Genomic DNA, 18469 nt, shown 5'->3' with positions numbered 1-18469 from the left:
ATATTTAGCAGGAATTAATAACGAACAACCATGTATTAACCCTCGTAATAAAGGTAATAACGAAATATTAAGTTTATTTATAGGTAGCACACTATCCGGTTTAATATAATGTAGAGAGTTTCCTTTTTCATCAATTAATTCATAACCACCGTAAATGATAGTATCTTTATTATCTAATTTATTTAATATATTAACTTGATGCTCAATTTTGTTTGGATAATATAAATCATCGTGACTAAGCCATGAAAAATATTCCCCTTTCATGTTTTTTATACCGTAATTTAAAGCCGAACCACAACCACCATTTTCTTTATGAAAATAGCGTATTTTATCACCATATGATAACGCTACATTTTCTGTCTCTCCATTATCTTTTGAACCATCATTAACAACAATAATTTCAATATTTTTGTAAGTTTGTGTTAAAGCACTATTTATAGCTTCTTTCATATAATTAGCCCCATTATAGACAGGTGTAATAATCGAGACTAAAGGATAATAAATATTTAGAGATTTATCTTTTATAGTTGTCATAACTTTTAAAAATAATTTATAAAATGTTAGTTTTATTGTGGCATTGCTAACTAAAGAGAGATAGTAATAAAAAGCTCTGTGTCATCTAGTGATTTATGAACTAGATCTAGTTCCCAAGCCGCGGTATGACATCTCTCTTTAGTTAGCAACGCCTCTTATTGTTTAAATTTTCTATAGAGCTTTAGAAAAATAGATTTTTCTTCTTCACTAATAATTAGTTTATTTTTAAGAATTTTTATTTCTTCTACAGCATTATTTAGCTCTGTTACAGTATTATTTAATTTAATTTCATAGTTTAAATTTTTCTCTTCGCTATTTTTAAATACCTCTCTAGTTTGCAGCAATTGTTTTAATATATCTTGGAATTGCAAACCTAGCTTTTCTAAAAATTCCGGAGTCCAAGCTGAGATTGGATAGTTAAATAATTGTTTTATAGGCTTTAAATCTGAGTTACTAGATATACAGATTATAGAATTAGGAGGATTTTTTTCAGAATGTGTGTCGTTAGTTACGCCATCTAATCCTTCGTATAAAAATTCTTTGTTCTGATATGATTCAAAGTCTTTTTCAGTAATACAATTAACTAAATGATATATATTCCCTTCCGGTTCATTAAAAGGTACATTTACTATTAATCGTTTTTTACATTTAAGATTAAGTGCTAGATTTAATCCATCTTCAATATGCTCAAGTGCATGTCGTGATACAATATAATCATATTCTTCTGCCTTTTTAATAAAACTAACTAAATCAGATTTAATATATTTTATATTAGATGCTCCATAATTTTGTTCAGCATAAATTATAGATTCTTTACTGATATCTATTGCTGTAATTTCTACTCCTAATATATCGCTAAGCATAAAAGTTCCGTGTCCTGTTCCACAACCTATATCTAAAATTTTTATCTTTTGATTTAGCATTAATGGGCTATTAAGTATATCGGCTTCTATAATTTTTTTAAAAACCTTATAGCTACTTTTATGACGAATCACCTCTAAAATATCATGAGTTCCCCCAGGAATTAATCTTTCTCCATCATTATAAATTTCTTCTAACATAAATTATTTAAACTATTATAACTTTAATAAATATTCGGCAATAAATGCAGCAGGTTTTTCTACAGGCTCAAGCATTTTTTTAAATTGATTTCTGCCACTACTATTTTCATGATAAGGTAAATAATGATTTTGCTTAATAAATTCTATATAGTTAATAATATCTTGTGGCTCATAAGCAAAATACATATATTTTTTTAATTCTTTAGAGAGAGCATTGCTATTAAATTCATTATTCCAACCATTACTTAAGTAAATTATAGGCTTATCGGCAACTACTACTTCAGCAAGAGATGAAGTACCGTCACTTATTACAATATCCGACACCATTATATCATCCAGTAACGACCTGAATGCATGTGCAGAAACAGTAACATTCTTTAAAGAATTAAATCTACTTAATATATTATCCATATCACTTTGGCTTAAGTAATTTTTACCGACCGCATAGGTAAATAGTGTAACATGCGGTCTTATAATAAAATGAATATTAGGATGTTGTAATGCATAATTATAGAAAAAATAGTGATAATTTAAGAAAGTAGAACCTCCTTCATATAAATCTCTATTTTTAAATGATAATTCCCATCTAGGAAGCCATAAAATGGTTTCCGAGTTTGGTTTTTCTTTAATATTATAATTTCTTACTTCATAGTATGGTTGATAACCTGAAACAATAACTCTATCCTTAGGAAATTTATAATTACTAATAAAGATATCCTTTGTACTTTCTGAATCAACAAATACCGTCTCTATGACACTTGATAACTTATCATCATCAATATTTTTTTGATGAAAGATATGCGGACCATAGACTATATACATAATTTTTGTTTTAGTTCCTCTAAAGCTCTTATACAAATTAGCAGCCGTAAAAGGTTCTGATACATAGCCTTGAAAATTTTCGTAAGGGTTTTGCGTAAAGATAAAATCCGGCTGATAATTTTTTAGTTCAGAAATTTCACATTTTGTATTAACATTTGAATAAGAAGAATACTTACCACATGGATATATCACATCTTGTGTATCAAATTTACTAATAAACTCGGTATCTATTCCTCCTTGAATATTGGGATGAGGATGAGGTACTATTACAATTTTGACATCATGACCTATTTTTTTCATCTCATTATACATTGCGTATACGCCTTTGCCACCGAATGTCTCTGTACTAACAAGAAAAACTATTCTTTTATAAGAATTTTCGTTGGAATAGCAAAAAGAAGATATAAGAGTTATTAGTAAAAAAACACTTAAAAATAAAGTGTTAAGTTTTATTAATTTAAAGAATTTCATGTTTTTGATATGATGATAATGAACAGGATTACTTTTTAAACCAAACCGTGCGATTAACATAATCCACATAACTTAAAACTATACGCAATATTTTTTTCGATACAAGCCCTGCTTCGGCATAATCCGGTATAATATCTTGCGTATTTTTATTATTCTCGTGTTCTTCTGTAATAGCTTTCACCGATTGTAGTACCCGCTCAGCCTTAAAACCCGACATAATAAGCGTTCCGGCGTCCATACCTTCGGGACGTTCATGAGCTTCTCTAATATTTAAAGCCGGCAGATTAAGTATTGATGCTTCCTCGGTAATAGTACCACTATCGGATAAAATGCAAAATGCATTCATTTGTAGTTTTACATAATCTGTAAAACCAAAAGCCGGTAAAAATCTTATTTTATCGCCAAGTTCTTTAAACTCATCTAAATCCTCAAGCCTTTTTTTAGTCCTTGGATGTGTTGAGAAAATTATCGGAAAATTATACTCTTTAATAAGCATTTGTAAACTATTTAATAGTTCTTTTAGATTATTCTTTACGTCGACATTTTCTTCACGATGTGAGCTAATTAAGAAATATTGTTTTGATGTAAGTGACAATTTATCTAAAATATCAGATTTTAATATTTTAGGCATAAAGCGGTCAAGGACTTCAGGCATATGCGAACCTGATTTAAAAATAAGCTCGGCAGGTAGTCCTTCAGCAATTAAATAGCGTCTTGCATGCTCGGTTAACGTAATGTTAACGTCACTAGTATGATCGATTATTTTACGATTAATTTCCTCCGGCACTCGTTGATCGAAACAACGATTTCCTGCTTCCATATGGAAAATCGGGATCTTACGACGTTTAGCAGCAATTACCGATAAACAAGAATTAGTATCACCGTAAAATAAAACTGCATCAGGTTTTTCTTTCTCAAGGACTGCGTCCACTTTTTCAATAATAAGCCCGATAGATTTTGCCGTATTGTCTGCCGCTACTTCTAAGAAATAATCAGGTTTTCTAATTCCCATATCATCAAAAAAAACCTGATTTAACTCATAGGCATAATTTTGACCGGTGTGAACTAGTATGTGATTAGTATATTTATCAAACTCGGAAATCACGCAACATAGTTTGATAAGCTCAGGACGAGTACCGACAATCGTCATTACCTTAAACATTTTTTAGCTCCTCTTGTACGTAATCAAGAGTCAGTAATAACTCTTTTACTTCTTCTAAATTTAAACGTTTTGTATTATGCGAAGTGTAATCCTCTAAAAGCGCTACTTTCTTTTCCCCTTCAACAAAATATTTTGCATAATTAAGATCTCGCCCGTCCATAGGAATGCGGTAATAATCGCCTAAATCTTCAGCCTTTGCCATATCTTCGGATGATACTAACGATTCATAATGTTTCTCTCCATGACGTGTACCGATAAAGCGTATTTTATTTTTGCTATCGAATATTTCTTGTAATGCTTTTGCAAGTACTTCAATCGTACTTGCGGGAGATTTTTGTACGAAAATATCACCCTGACGACCATGCTCAAACGCATATAAAACCAAATCTACGGAATCTACAAGCGACATTAAAAAACGTGTCATTGACGGTTCGGTAATGGTTAATTCCTTACCTTGTTTTATTTGATTGATAAAAAGAGGAATTACCGACCCTCTAGAAGCCATAACATTACCATATCTAGTAACACATAGCACCGTCTCATTCATTGAACGCATACGAGCTTTTGCTATTGCTAACTTTTCCATTAATGCTTTAGATAATCCCATTGCATTAATCGGATAAACTGCTTTATCAGTACTCAGTACTATAACTTTTGCTACTTTATTATTAATGGCTGCACTTAAAACATTTTCAGCACCTAAGACGTTAGTATTGATTGCTTCCATAGGATAAAATTCGCAAGTCGGAACTTGTTTTAAAGCAGCGGCATGAAATACATAATCTACACCGTGCATCGCTTCATTGATACTTTTATAATTACGCACATCCCCAATATAGAATTTAAGTTTTGAGTTATTCAAAGCAATACGCATGTCTTCTTGCTTTTTTTCATCTCTACTGAAAATTCTAATTTCTTTAATATCTTTAATAATATCGGATTTAAGAAAACGAGAAAGCACCGCATTACCAAACGAACCGGTGCCTCCTGTAATCATTAAAGTCTTATCTACAAACATTATATATAAATACCTATTTTTCAAATTAACTGTCACCCCGTGACTTGATCACGGGGCCTTGTATCACAGTCCGTATCCTGAGATCCCGCGATCAAGTCGCGGGATGACAAGTATCACCCAAACTCATACATACGCTTTACAAGCTCGCGCCAATCAGGCGGAGTATATCCCATTACCTCATTAAAACGAGTAGCATCTAGTGACCTATCTATCACAAGCTCATCTGACGGAATAATATCGATTTCTTTATTATATATTTCTGCTACTAATTTTAACAATTCTAACTTATTAATCGGTTTTGATGCAACATGATAAAGCCCGTGCAGTTCTTTATTAGGCAATACAAAATCCTGTACTATTCTTGCAAGTTCTACAGTTGGAAATCCTGAATAAATGGCTTTCTCAAAACCTTTCGTGTGTCCTTCTACACTTAAAAACCAGTTAATTAAACTTCTATTGCCTGCTAGCTCATGACCTATAATTGAAGTACGCAGCGTAATAGCATGCGGATAGTCTACCTCACCAAGAAATTTAGAACGACCGTAAAGATCATAACAGTCAGAGAAGTCGCTTTCCTTATAATTACCTTTTTTTCCTGAAAACACACAATCTGTACTAATATGTATTAACCTGCTATCGCTAAGTTTACATAAATTAGCCAGTCTATGCGGTAATAAACTATTTACCGGTAATGCTTTTAGTGGGTCATTAGCATCTGCTAATTGTTTTACAAGTCCTATACAATTTATGACGACATCAGGATTTATTTTATTAAAGACTTCAACTAAAGAATCGTGATTCTCTACATCTACATTTGTAATTAATTTATCTGATAAATCTTTAGAAAAGTATGAACGAGCGGAGGAACTTCGGGCTGTCGCATAAACATCAAGTTTATTGTCCTTGCTTAAAAACCTAAACATGCTGTTACCCAGCATGCCGGTAACACCTAAAATTAATATTTTCATGGTATATTTTATTTATTTTTCTCAAATCGGTTCTATCATAAATAATATATCTTTACAATAAGGTTTTTGCAAAGCTAGGTTCTATGAACATTCCTAATTGATTTTTATCTCTTCTTCTTTTCTAATAAGCTTTAATTCTCTATATAAATCAATATCTTTATATTTATCCAGTATGCTTCTTGCTTTTTCTATATTTGAATGAAAAGTCGATATTATTAATTCTGAATCGCTATACTTAATTGTTACTTTATCTCCTATTTTAAGCTTTAATTTCTGTCTTACTTTTACAAGAATAGCAAGCCTTCCATTATTATCAATATAACTTTTTTGTACTATCATAAAAAATAATTAACTTGCCATAGAAAAGGTTCTTATTCTACGTTCTTTAGCTTTCCAACCTTCATCTTCGGCAAGCTCTAAGTCATATTGGTTTTGCATATTCATCCACCAGCGAGGATTAACATTAAAATACTTACCTAAACGAAGTGCTGTATCAGCGGTAATTGAACGATGATGCTTAATTATATTATTGACTCTAGTAACAGGTACATCAATATCACGAGCAAGTTTGCTTTGACTAATCCCCACAGGTTCCATAAATTCTTCTAGTAAAATTTGTCCCGGTGAAATAGGAGGTAATTTGTTTGTCATAAATTCTTGACTTTGTTGCATTGACCGTTTTATGTCATTCCCGCGAAGGCGGGAATCCAGTAAAACCTATAAAAACTTGTTTTTATAGGTTTATTTTGTCAAATATGCAACTTCTATATCAATAATTGAAGTTATTTTTCTGGATCCCCGCTTTCGCGGGGATGACATTGAGTAGGTTTTTCGATCCATGCAACAACTTCTCAATTATTTCCTAATTAAAATCTTTTTATAGAATCAAGTACAGTTTCAAGGATCATACTAGCAGCTACTGCATCATCGTTATTATTACGGTCTTTTCTTTTCACCCCAAATGATTTAAGGAAATTATTTGCAGCTTTGGTAGTTAATCTTTCATCTTGTAAATATATAGGCAAATTTATAGATTTTGTTAACTCTTCTGCAAATTTCATCACTATATTTGTTTGCTCCGTTACTGCTCCGCTCATATCAATCGGTAGACCTATTACAACACCGCAAGCTTTATATTTCTGGGTGATATTAAGCAAGGAAGTAATAACGACCTTTTTATTTATATCGGTTATAGTATTTAAAGGCATAGCAATACTACGTTCTTGATTAGATAATGCGATTCCTAATTTTTTGCTTCCGTAATCAATAGCTATAAGCGGAGCGTTCGGAATTAAAAGCGGATAAAATTCTTGAAGATTTTTTACGATCATGGTAGTTATTAAATCTATTTACATTATGTTTTATATGCTAAAAACTATTCAAAAACACATAGACATCAGATTAATTAAATTATCGGCAATTTTAGCCTTTATTTATTGTTTGTTATTTAACACCGCAATATTGATTTATAAATTTGATTATTATAAAGCAACAATCTTTAGGGGGATATTAGAGCTATCAAAAGATTTTTGTTATATTTATATATTTTCTTTTATAGCATTTTTTGGTCTTAGCGTACATAGATTAGTGTTAAAAATCGGCGTAGGGTTTTTATTTATAACATCCGCTATTGCTAGTTATTACATTTATTTTTTCAAAATCAATCCTACTAAACAAGTAATAGGTAGTTTTTTCTCAACGGATTTAAACGAAGTTTATGAATTAATCAGCATTAAGTTAATAATATGGATAATTTGTTGCCTTTTTACCTGTTTTTATACTCTTAAATCTTTCGCTGCTGAAAATTCTAAATCATTCGTAACAAAACTATTATCTGCCGCTTGCTTACTTATTTTTGTATATAATATTATTTCACCTTCATTTAAGATACTAAAAAATTATTTTCCCGTTCAGTATTTACATAATAGCTATCTTAATCTTGCCGGAAATTTCGGTGATAAAAATTATGCAGATATTAGCAAACAATATAATTTTATAGATAACTCTGACACCGATATTATAGGCGTTTTAGTTATAGGAGAATCGGCAAGATTTGATCATTTCGGTATTAACGGTTATGAAAGAGATACAACTCCTTACTTAAAGACTGCTCAAAACTTAATTTCTTTCAAAGCTAAATCTTCTGCTAACCTTACCTATCTTTCGGTCCCGTCTTTAATTTCACGTTACCCTGCAAGTCAAATTGAGAATAGTAGACACGAGAATAGCTTTTTATCGGTTTTAACAAATCTCGGCTTTAATACTACTTGGATCGGCACTCAAACTTTAATGAGGAGTTTCGCAAATTTTGACCTTAGTAATATCTATAATGATGTGAATTTTACCATAGTACCTGGCGGCTCTGCCCTATTCTCTCTAAATGATCATGATGAAAAGATGCTCCCTTTTATAGAAAGAATAATAACAAATTCAGAAAAACAATTTTTAGTAGTTCATACCTCAGGAAGTCACTGGAACTATAATGCAAGATATCCTAAAGAATTTGAACATTTCACCCCTACTTGTCCTATTAAAGTTAAAGGAGATGCCAGCGATTGCGATAAGCTTGCTTTAGTTAACAGCTATGACAACTCAATTTTATATACTGATTTTTTTTTATCTAATTTAATAGATTTACTTAAAAATAAAAATGCTTTCTTAGTATATGTATCGGATCATGGAGAGTCTCTTGGAGAAAACGGCTATTACGGACACGGAGGTCCACTACTTGCAGAACAAGTAACCGTACCGCTTATGGTCTGGGTATCGGATGATTTTAAAGCAAAATATCCTGAATCGATAGACTCAATTAAAAGTTATGCCAATACCGAAATTAGCCATGATTATGTGTTTCACTCAATACTTGATTGTTTAAATATAGACTCCGACATAATAGATAAAGACTTAAGTATCTGTAAATCTAGTTAAAAATTATTGAATTATTAAAAAATTTATATATAAATTAAGATCTAAATAATTATATATTTATTATTATGTCTGATACATCTAAACTAGAAGACTATTACTATAGATTTTTACAAAATATTTTACTTAAAGCATTAGAACAAAATAAAGCTGTAGAAAATTATTTATTACAGGAAGATTTTAGTAGTGCTTTAAATGAGATAAAAAATGTAAATGAACAACTTGAAGAATATTCAGGCATTCTTTCTTTACTCAAAGTAATTAAAACCCATTTTATTGATAAAAAAATATATAATTAAGTATGACTAAAACAGTTGGTCAAAGTTTCGATGTCATTCCCGCGGAAGCGGGAATCCAGGGTAAAGCAAGATAAATCGAGCTTTACATTTCAAAAATCTGCTGTATTTATACTTATTTTCTGGATTCCCGCTTCCGCGGGAATGACACCAACGGACCAAACTATATCATAAAACAGCTTTTTTTAAGCAATGCCAAGTATCGTTTTATTTAAATTCTTTTCTTATAATCAAAAATAATATAAAGTAAAAATAAAAAAAGGTATTAAATATGGAATATGCATTGTTAATTTTTAGTATTATAGCGATTTTAGTTATAATACAAATGGTTAAAGTTGTACCGCAACAACAAGCATGGGTAGTGGAAAAACTTGGGAAATTCGATAAGGTCCTCCAACCTGGTTTAAATTTACTAATCCCTGTCATTCAAAGAGTAGCATACAGGCATACTTTAAAAGAAGAAGCAATAGACGTCACGGCACAAACAGCTATTTCAAACGATAACGTAACCCTATCTATCGACGGCGTTTTATATGTCAAAATCATTGATCCAATGGCCGCATCTTACGGTGTTAATAATCCTTACTATGCTATAACACAGCTTGCTCAAACTACCATGCGTTCGGAAATCGGTAAGCTTCCTTTAGATAGAACTTTTGAAGAACGCGAAACTTTAAATGTAGCGATTGTAGCAGCTATTAATCAGGCTGCTATAAATTGGGGTATACAATGTATGCGTTATGAAATTAAGGATATACAGCCGCCGCAAACTATACTTAAAGCTATGGAATTACAAGTAGCAGCCGAGCGTCAAAAGCGAGCCCAAATTCTAGAATCTGAAGGTAATAGACAAGCAAAAATTAACCATGCAGAAGGTGAAAAAGCACAAGTAGTGCTAAATTCAGAAGCTTCCTATACTGACCAAGTTAACAGGGCAAAAGGTGAAGCCGAAGCTATAGGCTTAGTCGCCACCGCTACAGCAAATAGTATTGAGGTTGTTGCAGCAGCAGTACAAAAAACAGGAGGAAGTGATGCGGTAGCTCTTAAAATAGCCGAACAATATATTAGTGCATTCGGTAATTTAGCTAAAGATACTAATACCGTAATTTTACCAGCAAATCTTTCAGAACCGAGTAGTTTTGTAACCGGAGCGTTAAGTATATTTAACCAATTAAAAGCTTCCACAGAAAAGAAAACGAATAAGTAATAAATTATATAAATTTGCTTCTTGTAATAAGAATTAGTTTTATATATCATATCAGATTATTAACTAATAAATAGGTTATAAATATGTCAGTATTTGTTGGCAAAACTGCTCCGGATTTTACGGCTAAAGCTATCATGCCTAATAATAATATAGACGATAAGTTTAAACTTAGCGATTATGCTGCAGGCGATAATATAGTATTATTTTTTTACCCCCTAGATTTTACTTTTGTTTGTCCATCGGAAATTATAGCATTTCACAATAAGCTTGGTGAATTTACCGAAAGACGTACTAAAGTAGTAGCTGTTAGCGTTGATTCCCATTTTAGCCATTTAGCTTGGAAAAATACTCCGCATAATAAAGGAGGACTTGGGCAAGTTCAATTCCCAATGGTTTCCGACATAAAAAAGGATATTTCTTCAAAATATAACGTACTTAATGAAGACGGCGTTGCTTTGCGTGGAACTTTTTTAATCGATAAAGATTTCATAGTACGCCATATGCTAGTTAATGACTTGCCTATCGGTCGTGATATTAATTACACCTTAAAAGTAATCGATGCTTTAACTCATCATCAAAAGCACGGTGAAGTTTGTCCTGCCGGTTGGCATAAAGGCGAGGAAGCAATTACTCCGTCACATGAGGGAATATCACATTATTTAAGCTCACATGCCGAGAAGTTGTAATTGCATGTCATCCCGTGGCTTGACCACGGGATCTTGTATCACAGGCTGTGTCCTGAGATACCGCGATCAAGTCGCGGTATGACACTAACCCATATCAAATAATCCTAAATAATGCTAAAAGAATTATTTTTTGCTCCTAAAATATCTTATGATATTGAAACAATTAATATTTTACGTCTTATTAGGAGTGAAAATATCGGTCCTAAAACTTTCTTTAGTTTAATTAAATTATTTGGTGATGCAGCAACTGCCGTAGATAACGCTCAGGATTTTTCATTGCGAGGCGGAAAGTCAAAACCAATTAAAATTTTTAGCAAAAGTGAGGCCGAAAAAGAAATAGAGCTTCTTGAAAAAGACAATGCTAAAATTATCACCTATAAATCTTTAGAATATTCAAAATTATTACTTGAAATTTATGACCCACCACCGATACTAAGTTATAAAGGTAATGTAGAGTTATTAAATCATAAAAAATGTGTTGCAATAGTAGGCGCAAGAAACGCTTCTGCAAACGGAAGAAACTTTGCTCATAAGATTGCTACAGGTTTAGTAGAACAAGATTATATAACTGTTTCAGGGTTAGCAAGAGGAATAGATAGCAGCGTGCATCAAGCTGCAATTTCTAAAACTATCGGAGTTATTGCGGGCGGTATTGATCATATATATCCGTCGGAAAATAAAAAACTATTTGAAAATTTAGCAGAAGAAGGTTTAATATTAGCTGAGTTACCTATAGGCTCTACCCCGCTTGGAAAACATTTTCCGCAGCGTAATAGGATAATATCAGGGCTAACCTTAGGAGTGGTAGTAGTAGAAGCAAGTTTAAAATCGGGTTCATTAATAACTGCAAAATTTGCACTTGAACAAAATAGGGAAATATTTGCCGTTCCCGGGTTTCCTTTAGATCCACGATGTCAGGGTACAAATAAATTAATTAGAGAAGGAGCCTATTTAGTGGAATCAGTAGACGATATTGTAGCTAATTTACCGCAATATGAAAATTTTATTAAAAAAGATGAAGGGTTATTTAAGGATTTTGTTGAGCTAGGGACACTAAATACGAGATATGTTAAAGAACCGTCACAAAAGGAGCGTACTGCTATACTGGAATTATTATCGGCAGTACCTATTAGTTTCGAGTATTTACAAAAAGAAACAGAATTATCGCTTCCTATTATATATACGATAATATTAGAATTAGAACTCGCCGGCAAAGTGGTACGCCACGCCGGTAATAAAATATCATTAGTTTATAACGAATAGTAATCATAGATGAAATTAGTAATAGTAGAATCGCCGGCAAAGGCGAAAACGATAAATAAATATTTAGGTGACGAGTTTAAGGTCATTGCATCATTCGGTCATATCAGAGATTTGCCCTCTAAAAAAGGTTCGGTATTACCTGATGAAAATTTTGCGATGAAATATGACATTTCAGACAAAGCCGGTAAATATGTAGATGCAATAGTTAAGGATGCAAAAAAGGCCGATGCGGTATATCTTGCAACTGATCCTGACCGTGAGGGTGAAGCTATCTCATGGCATGTTGCAGAGGTAATAAAAGCAAAAAATAAAGTTAAATCTGATGACTTTTTCAAAAGAGTAGCATTTAACGAAATCACTAAAAAAGCAATTATTCACGCCGTTGAAAACCCTAGAAAACTTGATAATAATTTAGTAAATGCCCAGCAAGCAAGAAGAGCTTTAGACTATCTAGTCGGCTTTACCCTTTCGCCTCTTTTATGGCGTAAGCTACCAGGCTGTAAATCAGCAGGACGTGTACAGTCTGTAGCTCTGCGGTTAATATGCGAGCGAGAAGATGAAATAGAGCGTTTTAAGTCAGAAGAATATTGGGATATTAGCCTTAAAATGCAAAATAGCAACAATGGGCCGTTTGTTGCTAAATTAACTCACGTAAATGATCAGAAGCTAGAAAAATTCTCAATTATTAACGAAAAAGACGCTAAAGATTTAACTGAGAAATTAAAAGCTCAAAAATTTCATATTGATAAGATAGAAAAGAAACAACAAAAACGTCAGCCACAACCTCCTTTTATCACTTCATCACTACAACAAGAAGCAGCAAGAAAATTAGGTTTTAGTGCTAAAAAGACTATGCAAATAGCACAAAAACTTTATGAGGGCGTTGACATAGGTAAGGAAACTATAGGGCTTATTACCTATATGAGAACCGACGGCGTTACATTATCAAATGATGCCGTAGACGAAATACGTAAATTAATCGATAAAAGTTACGGCGATAAATATTTACCAAGTAGTCCTAGAATTTATAAATCCAAAGTAAAAAATGCTCAAGAAGCTCATGAGGCGATAAGACCGACAAATATCACTTATACTCCCGATAGCTTAAAAGAAAAGCTAGAAAAAGATTATTATAAGCTTTATGAACTAATTTGGAAAAGAACTATAGCCTGCCAAATGGAAAATGTGATAATGGATTTGGTAGTTGCAAGTTTAGCTTCAGAAAACAAAGAATATTTAGCAAAAGCAAACGGATCGACTATAGCCTTTGACGGATTTTATAAAGTTTATCGCGAAAGTGTGGACGATGAAGCTGAAGAAGAAAATAAGATGCTACCGCCTTTAAAAGAACAAGAACAGCTTAAAACTAAAGAAGTTATTCCGAATCAGCATTTTACAGAAGCTCCGCCAAGATATTCGGAAGCAAGTTTAGTGAAAAAGCTTGAAGAACTTGGAATTGGTCGTCCTTCCACTTATGCTAGTATTTTATCAGTTTTACAAGATCGCAAATACGTCTCTCTTGAGAAAAAACGTTTTATGCCTGAAGAGCTTGGACGTTTGGTAACAGTATTTTTGGTTGGTTTTTTCAAAAAATATGTTGAATATGATTTTACCGCAGGTCTTGAAAATGAATTAGATGAAATAGCAGCCGGCAAGCTTGAATGGAAATCTGCCTTAAGTAATTTTTGGGGTGGCTTTAATAATAATGCTGAGTCAGTAAACGAGCAAAAAATAACCGAAATTATTAGCTATGTGCAGAAAGCCCTTGATTATCACTTGTTCGGTGAGAATAAAGAATCTAAAGTCTGTCCTTCATGTAAAACAGGTGAGCTTAGTTTAAAGCTTGGTAAATTCGGAGCGTTTTTAGCATGTAGCAATTACCCTGAATGTACCTTTAGAAAATCTATTGTTAGCGGTAACGATAATAACGAGAATGAGGGCGAGCCTTCTGGTACTCCTAATGAGAATAAAGTTTTAGGTACGGATAAAGACGGAATAGAAATACATTTGAAAAAAGGACCTTATGGACCTTATATTCAACTTGGCGAACAAGAAGGCAAAGTAAAACCGAAACGTAGCCCTGTACCTCCTAGCTTGAAACCAAGCGACATCACACTTGATATGGCATTAAAGCTTCTAAGCTTACCGCTTAAAATCGGTATTCATAAAGATAATGATGAAGAAATTATCATAGGATACGGTAAATTCGGTCCTTATATAAAATATATGGGTAAGTTTATTTCTATACCAAAAAAATATGATTTTCTGAATTTAAGCTTAGATGAAGCTATGAGATTAATTGAAGAAAAACTTAGCACAATTGCCGCTAAAAAACCAAATCCTTTAAGTATAGATGAGGTAGCTAACCTTGTTGATGAAAATAAGATAAAAGCTAAAGAGAAAAAAAATAAATAAAAATGACAAAAGTTATAACACGATTTGCTCCGTCACCGACTGGTATGTTACATGTCGGTAATATTAGAGCAGCACTACTTAACTGGCTATATGCAAAGAAGCATAACGGGCAGTTTATCTTAAGGTTTGACGATACGGATCTAGAACGTAGTAAACAGGAATACAAAGACGCTATCGAGGAAGATCTAAAGTTTTTAAATATTAATTGGGACCAAACATTTAACCAATTAAGTCGTTTAAGTAGATATAATGAAATCAAAAATCTATTATTAGACAAAAAAAGATTATATGCCTGCTATGAAACTTCTGAAGAGCTAGAATTAAAGCGTAAATTTCAATTATCTAAAGGTTTGCCACCGATTTATGATCGTGCTAGTTTAAATCTAACAGAAGAGCAAACACAAAAATATATAGAACAGGGAAGAAAACCGCATTATAGATTTTTGGTAAATCATGAACCGATTAGCTGGCATGATATGATCAAAGGCCAGGTTAAATATGACGGTAAAGCTTTAAGTGACCCGATAGTGATAAGAGAAAGCGGTAGTATGACCTATATGCTCTGCTCGGTTATTGATGATATCGATTATGATATTACTCATATTATTAGAGGTGAAGACCATGTTAGCAATACTGCCATTCAAATTCAAATGTTTAAAGCTTTAAATGCTACGCCTCCAACTTTTGGTCATTTAAGCTTAGTTATCAATAAAGATGAGAAAATTTCTAAAAGAGTCGGAGGGTTTGAAATCGCAACTCTTAGAGATACGATTGGGCTTGAAGCTATGGCAATTGCTAGCTTTTTTAGTTTACTCGGTTCATCGGCGCAAATCTTACCTTATAAATCAATGGAGAAGCTAGCAAATCAATTTGAGATAAGTAGTTTCTCTAAAAGTCCAACTATCTATCAACCGGAAGATTTAGAAAGATTAAATCATAAATTATTGATAAGTTTAAGCTTTGAAGAAGTAAAAGAACGTGCCAAAGAAATAGATGCCGAGTATATTGATGAAAATTTTTGGTTATCGGTAAGACCTAATTTACAAAAATTACGTGATGTAAAAGATTGGTGGGAGATTTGTCATCAAACTCCAAACGTAGAAAACCTGAATTTAGATAAGGAATATTTAAAGCAAGCAGCAGAATTATTACCGCAAGGTGAAATCACTAAAGATAGCTGGAGCATTTGGACTAAAGAAATAACAAATATAACAGGCAAGAAAGGTAAAGAGCTATTTTTACCTCTTCGTCTTGCTTTAACCGGTAGAGAATCAGGACCGGAAATCGCAGGCGTTTTACCTTTGATTGATCGGAAAGAGATAGTAAAGCGTCTAACTAGTGCGTGACTCTCTATGTCATTCCCGAGAAAGCGGGAATCCAATAATTTAAATGTTATACACAATAAGTTTTTAAAATTAAAAGCTCGATTTATCTCGCTTTTTTCTGGATTCCCGCTTTTAGCTAGGAATGACATAGAAGCCATGCAACTCCTCGCAATGACGATTGAGTATGATAATATCTTAGCTATAATACTCTATCATGTTAGTATTAATAACACCAGCAAGCTCTGCAGTATCGCAGCCGTAAATATTATCAGCGATAAGAGACACTATGCCCGCTGTTCCTTCTACTAAACCTTCCACAGTTTCACAAGCTACATATCCTGCAGTTAGCCCTGCTTTTACTGTATTTTTTACACATTCGATAGAATCTGACGGCGAAACTAAAATTGCTCCGACGGTCAAAGCCCCAATAAGAATCGGAGGATTATAATAAGCAAAAGTGGCAAGGCTTGCTATAGCTGTTTGAGCAAATGTAGATACAAAAGAATAACTACTTACATCAGAAGTAAGTTCTTGAACAGAACCTACAAATTTTGCACCGTTCACCACTATATTAGTAGCATGGTTTACTGCAGAACTAGCATACATTGTGAAATCTGCCGCAGCTTTGTTAACATTTTGAAAATGAATTGCTGCACTATCAAAGTAGCTAGATGTTTTTTTGAGTTTTGTAACCCCGTATAATTTTTTGTCATGATTTTTTCCCTTAAAATTAAATCGTGACGCAATTATAAATTAAATGTTGGATTATGTCAATGGATATTATTAACAAATAGTTAAAAAATTAATGAAGATAAACTAACTTATAATCCCTAACTTTCTGAATAAATCATTGTCTCTTTCAGGTATTGGATTAGCTGAAGTTAAAAGCTTTTCTCCGTAGAATATTGAATTAACGCCTGACATAATACATAAAGCTTGTAATTCATCAGACATTTGTTCCCTACCTGCCGATAAACGAATATACGATTTTGGAATCATGATCCTTGCCAAAGCTATTACTCGAACAAAATCAAAAGGATCAATATCTTGTATATTTTCCAATGGAGTACTAGGAATTTTTATTAGCTTATTGATAGTTACCGATTCAGCAGGTTCTTCAAGATTTGCAAGGGTTAAAATCATATTAATACGATCATCATTTGTTTCTCCCATTCCTAAAATACCGCCGCAACATACTTTCATACCGGAAGCCCGAACATGTCCTAAGGTGTCTAGCCTATCCTGAAAAGTACGAGTGGTAATAATTTTATCGTAAAACTCTTTTGAAGTATCAATATTATGATTATAAAAATCAAGCCCCGCTTCTTTAAGCGTAACTGCTTGATGCTCTTTTAATAAACCAAGCGTAACACAAGTTTCTAAACCTAGTTTTTTGACCTCCTTAATAATTTCACAGACAAGTTTTAAATCCTCATCACGTGGACCACGCCATGCAGCTCCCATGCAAAAACGAGTACTAACTGCTGCTTTAGCACGTTTTGCTGCTGTAACTACTTCTTCAATTTTCATCAAAGGTTCTTTTTTTACATCAGTTTTATAGTGTGCAGATTGAGGGCAGAATTTGCAATTTTCAGGACAACTACCTGTTTTAATGCTTAAGAGGCTACTTATCTGAACTTTATTCGGATCAAAGTTAGTACGATGCACTGTTTGAGCCTTATAGATTAGCTCCATAAACGGAAGGCTAAAGATTTCTTTAGCCTCGTCAAAAGTCCATTTTTTCATTTCCAAAAATTATTTTTGTACATAGAGCCTTTATTTTTAACGTAAGAAAATAAAGAAGAGAAAATAAAGAGTTTAGCAAGACCGCTTGGAATGAAAATTATAAATCCGCTGTAAATTGCTTGTTTTAAACCTATCATGCTAGCAAGCCAGCTGACGCCGAATAGATAAAATATGGTATGACCGATAATACAAATTATATTAACATTTATAAAATTTTCAGGTAACTTATCTTTTAAAGCACTCATAACAGAAGTTCCGATTAAGAAGCCGAGATAATAGCCGCCGGGAGCTCCTAAAAAATAATTTATTCCGCTAGAAAATTTACAGAATACAGGCAAACCGATTAAACCTGCAAAAATGAAAGTCAGTACAGTTAGAAAACTAAGACGTGGACTATAGGTAAAAGCAATAATACAAAGTATTACGGTAATCCTCCCCAAAAACAATCGACAAAAGGAGTAGAATTTTTTAGAAGTAAAGAAGGAGATTCTATAAATGACAATATCAAAACACAGTGATAGCCAAATCATGTCTATCTTAAAGCAGGCGAGCAGTGGGATGCCTGTAGCA

17 protein-coding genes and 2 pseudogenes are annotated in these 18469 nt (G+C 32.8%); 7 read left to right on the top strand and 12 right to left on the bottom strand.

Features of this window, described 5'->3' with window-relative positions; all coding sequences use genetic code 11:
* From AC1Z7D_RS01875 to ruvX, 9 genes and pseudogenes are all read right to left on the bottom strand, one after another.
* Positions 1–534: glycosyltransferase family 2 protein (locus tag AC1Z7D_RS01875; protein ID WP_482601482.1), on the bottom strand; the 534-nt coding region annotated here is incomplete at its 3' end.
* Positions 535–1112: 578 nt separating this feature from the next.
* A pseudogene (locus AC1Z7D_RS01870) lies at positions 1113–1595 on the bottom strand (class I SAM-dependent methyltransferase); the annotation flags it as partial.
* A 15-nt stretch (positions 1596–1610) separates the two neighbouring features.
* The gene (locus tag AC1Z7D_RS01865; RefSeq protein WP_482601481.1) at positions 1611–2957 is read right to left on the bottom strand and encodes a hypothetical protein; all 1347 of its coding nucleotides are present in this window, start codon (positions 2955–2957) and stop codon (positions 1611–1613) included.
* Positions 2917–4050 (bottom strand): non-hydrolyzing UDP-N-acetylglucosamine 2-epimerase, encoded by a 1134-nt coding sequence (gene wecB, locus AC1Z7D_RS01860; protein WP_482601480.1) that lies wholly within the window; start codon positions 4048–4050, stop codon positions 2917–2919. Before wecB ends, AC1Z7D_RS01865 begins: the two co-directional genes overlap by 41 nt.
* Positions 4043–5068 carry a UDP-glucose 4-epimerase gene (capD, locus tag AC1Z7D_RS01855; RefSeq protein WP_482601479.1) on the bottom strand — a complete coding sequence of 342 codons (1026 nt, stop codon included), beginning with the start codon at positions 5066–5068 and terminating at the stop codon, positions 4043–4045. Before capD ends, wecB begins: the two co-directional genes overlap by 8 nt.
* Before the next feature lie 113 nt (positions 5069–5181).
* Positions 5182–6036 carry a dTDP-4-dehydrorhamnose reductase family protein gene (locus tag AC1Z7D_RS01850; RefSeq protein WP_482601478.1) on the bottom strand — a complete coding sequence of 285 codons (855 nt, stop codon included), beginning with the start codon at positions 6034–6036 and terminating at the stop codon, positions 5182–5184.
* 93 nt (positions 6037–6129) lie between these two features.
* A complete protein-coding gene (locus AC1Z7D_RS01845; protein ID WP_482601477.1) occupies positions 6130–6375 on the bottom strand; it encodes an AbrB/MazE/SpoVT family DNA-binding domain-containing protein in 246 nt (81 codons plus the stop codon).
* 9 nt (positions 6376–6384) lie between these two features.
* Positions 6385–6708 carry a HigA family addiction module antitoxin gene (locus AC1Z7D_RS01840; protein WP_482601476.1) on the bottom strand — a complete coding sequence of 108 codons (324 nt, stop codon included), beginning with the start codon at positions 6706–6708 and terminating at the stop codon, positions 6385–6387.
* A 194-nt stretch (positions 6709–6902) separates the two neighbouring features.
* A complete protein-coding gene (gene ruvX / locus AC1Z7D_RS01835) occupies positions 6903–7367 on the bottom strand; it encodes a Holliday junction resolvase RuvX (protein ID WP_482601475.1) in 465 nt (154 codons plus the stop codon).
* A gap of 34 nt (positions 7368–7401) precedes the next feature.
* On the opposite strand from ruvX, the gene AC1Z7D_RS01830 reads away from it, so the two are divergent.
* The 7 genes from AC1Z7D_RS01830 (at position 7402) to gltX (ending at position 16174) form a co-directional block, all read left to right on the top strand.
* A complete protein-coding gene (locus AC1Z7D_RS01830) occupies positions 7402–8964 on the top strand; it encodes a phosphoethanolamine transferase (RefSeq protein ID WP_482601474.1) in 1563 nt (520 codons plus the stop codon).
* Positions 8965–9029: 65 nt separating this feature from the next.
* Positions 9030–9260, top strand: a complete 231-nt coding sequence (locus tag AC1Z7D_RS01825; protein ID WP_482601473.1) for a hypothetical protein — start codon at positions 9030–9032, stop codon at positions 9258–9260.
* Positions 9261–9528: 268 nt separating this feature from the next.
* On the top strand, positions 9529–10464 hold the full coding sequence (locus AC1Z7D_RS01820; RefSeq protein WP_482601472.1) for an SPFH domain-containing protein: 936 nt from the start codon (positions 9529–9531) through the stop codon (positions 10462–10464).
* An 83-nt stretch (positions 10465–10547) separates the two neighbouring features.
* Entirely contained in the window at positions 10548–11150 is a 603-nt protein-coding gene (locus tag AC1Z7D_RS01815) for a peroxiredoxin (protein ID WP_482601471.1), read from the top strand.
* Positions 11151–11261: 111 nt separating this feature from the next.
* Positions 11262–12413 (top strand): DNA-processing protein DprA, encoded by a 1152-nt coding sequence (gene dprA, locus AC1Z7D_RS01810; RefSeq protein WP_482601470.1) that lies wholly within the window; start codon positions 11262–11264, stop codon positions 12411–12413.
* A 9-nt stretch (positions 12414–12422) separates the two neighbouring features.
* Positions 12423–14828: a type I DNA topoisomerase gene (gene topA, locus AC1Z7D_RS01805; protein ID WP_482601469.1), complete on the top strand. Its 2406-nt coding sequence runs from the start codon at positions 12423–12425 to the stop codon at positions 14826–14828.
* 2 nt (positions 14829–14830) lie between these two features.
* Entirely contained in the window at positions 14831–16174 is a 1344-nt protein-coding gene (gene gltX / locus AC1Z7D_RS01800; RefSeq protein WP_482601468.1) for a glutamate--tRNA ligase, read from the top strand.
* A gap of 174 nt (positions 16175–16348) precedes the next feature.
* Here the strand turns inward: gltX and AC1Z7D_RS01795 are convergent, their stop codons facing one another.
* The 3 genes and pseudogenes from AC1Z7D_RS01795 to AC1Z7D_RS01785 all read right to left on the bottom strand — a co-directional run.
* Entirely contained in the window at positions 16349–16759 is a 411-nt protein-coding gene (locus AC1Z7D_RS01795; RefSeq protein WP_482601467.1) for a hypothetical protein, read from the bottom strand.
* Positions 16760–16969: 210 nt separating this feature from the next.
* Complete coding sequence (gene bioB / locus AC1Z7D_RS01790) at positions 16970–17905, bottom strand: biotin synthase BioB (RefSeq protein ID WP_482601466.1); 936 nt, start codon at positions 17903–17905, stop codon at positions 16970–16972.
* Positions 17896–18327, bottom strand: a pseudogene (locus AC1Z7D_RS01785) (biotin transporter BioY); the annotation flags it as partial. The pseudogene AC1Z7D_RS01785 and the gene bioB, both read right to left, overlap by 10 nt.
* Between the last annotated feature and the right edge of the window lie 142 nt (positions 18328–18469).

This window comes from Rickettsia sp., assembly GCF_965035265.1.
Note: the sequence above shows the minus strand (reverse complement) of the source record. Positions and strands in the feature narration are given on the sequence as shown.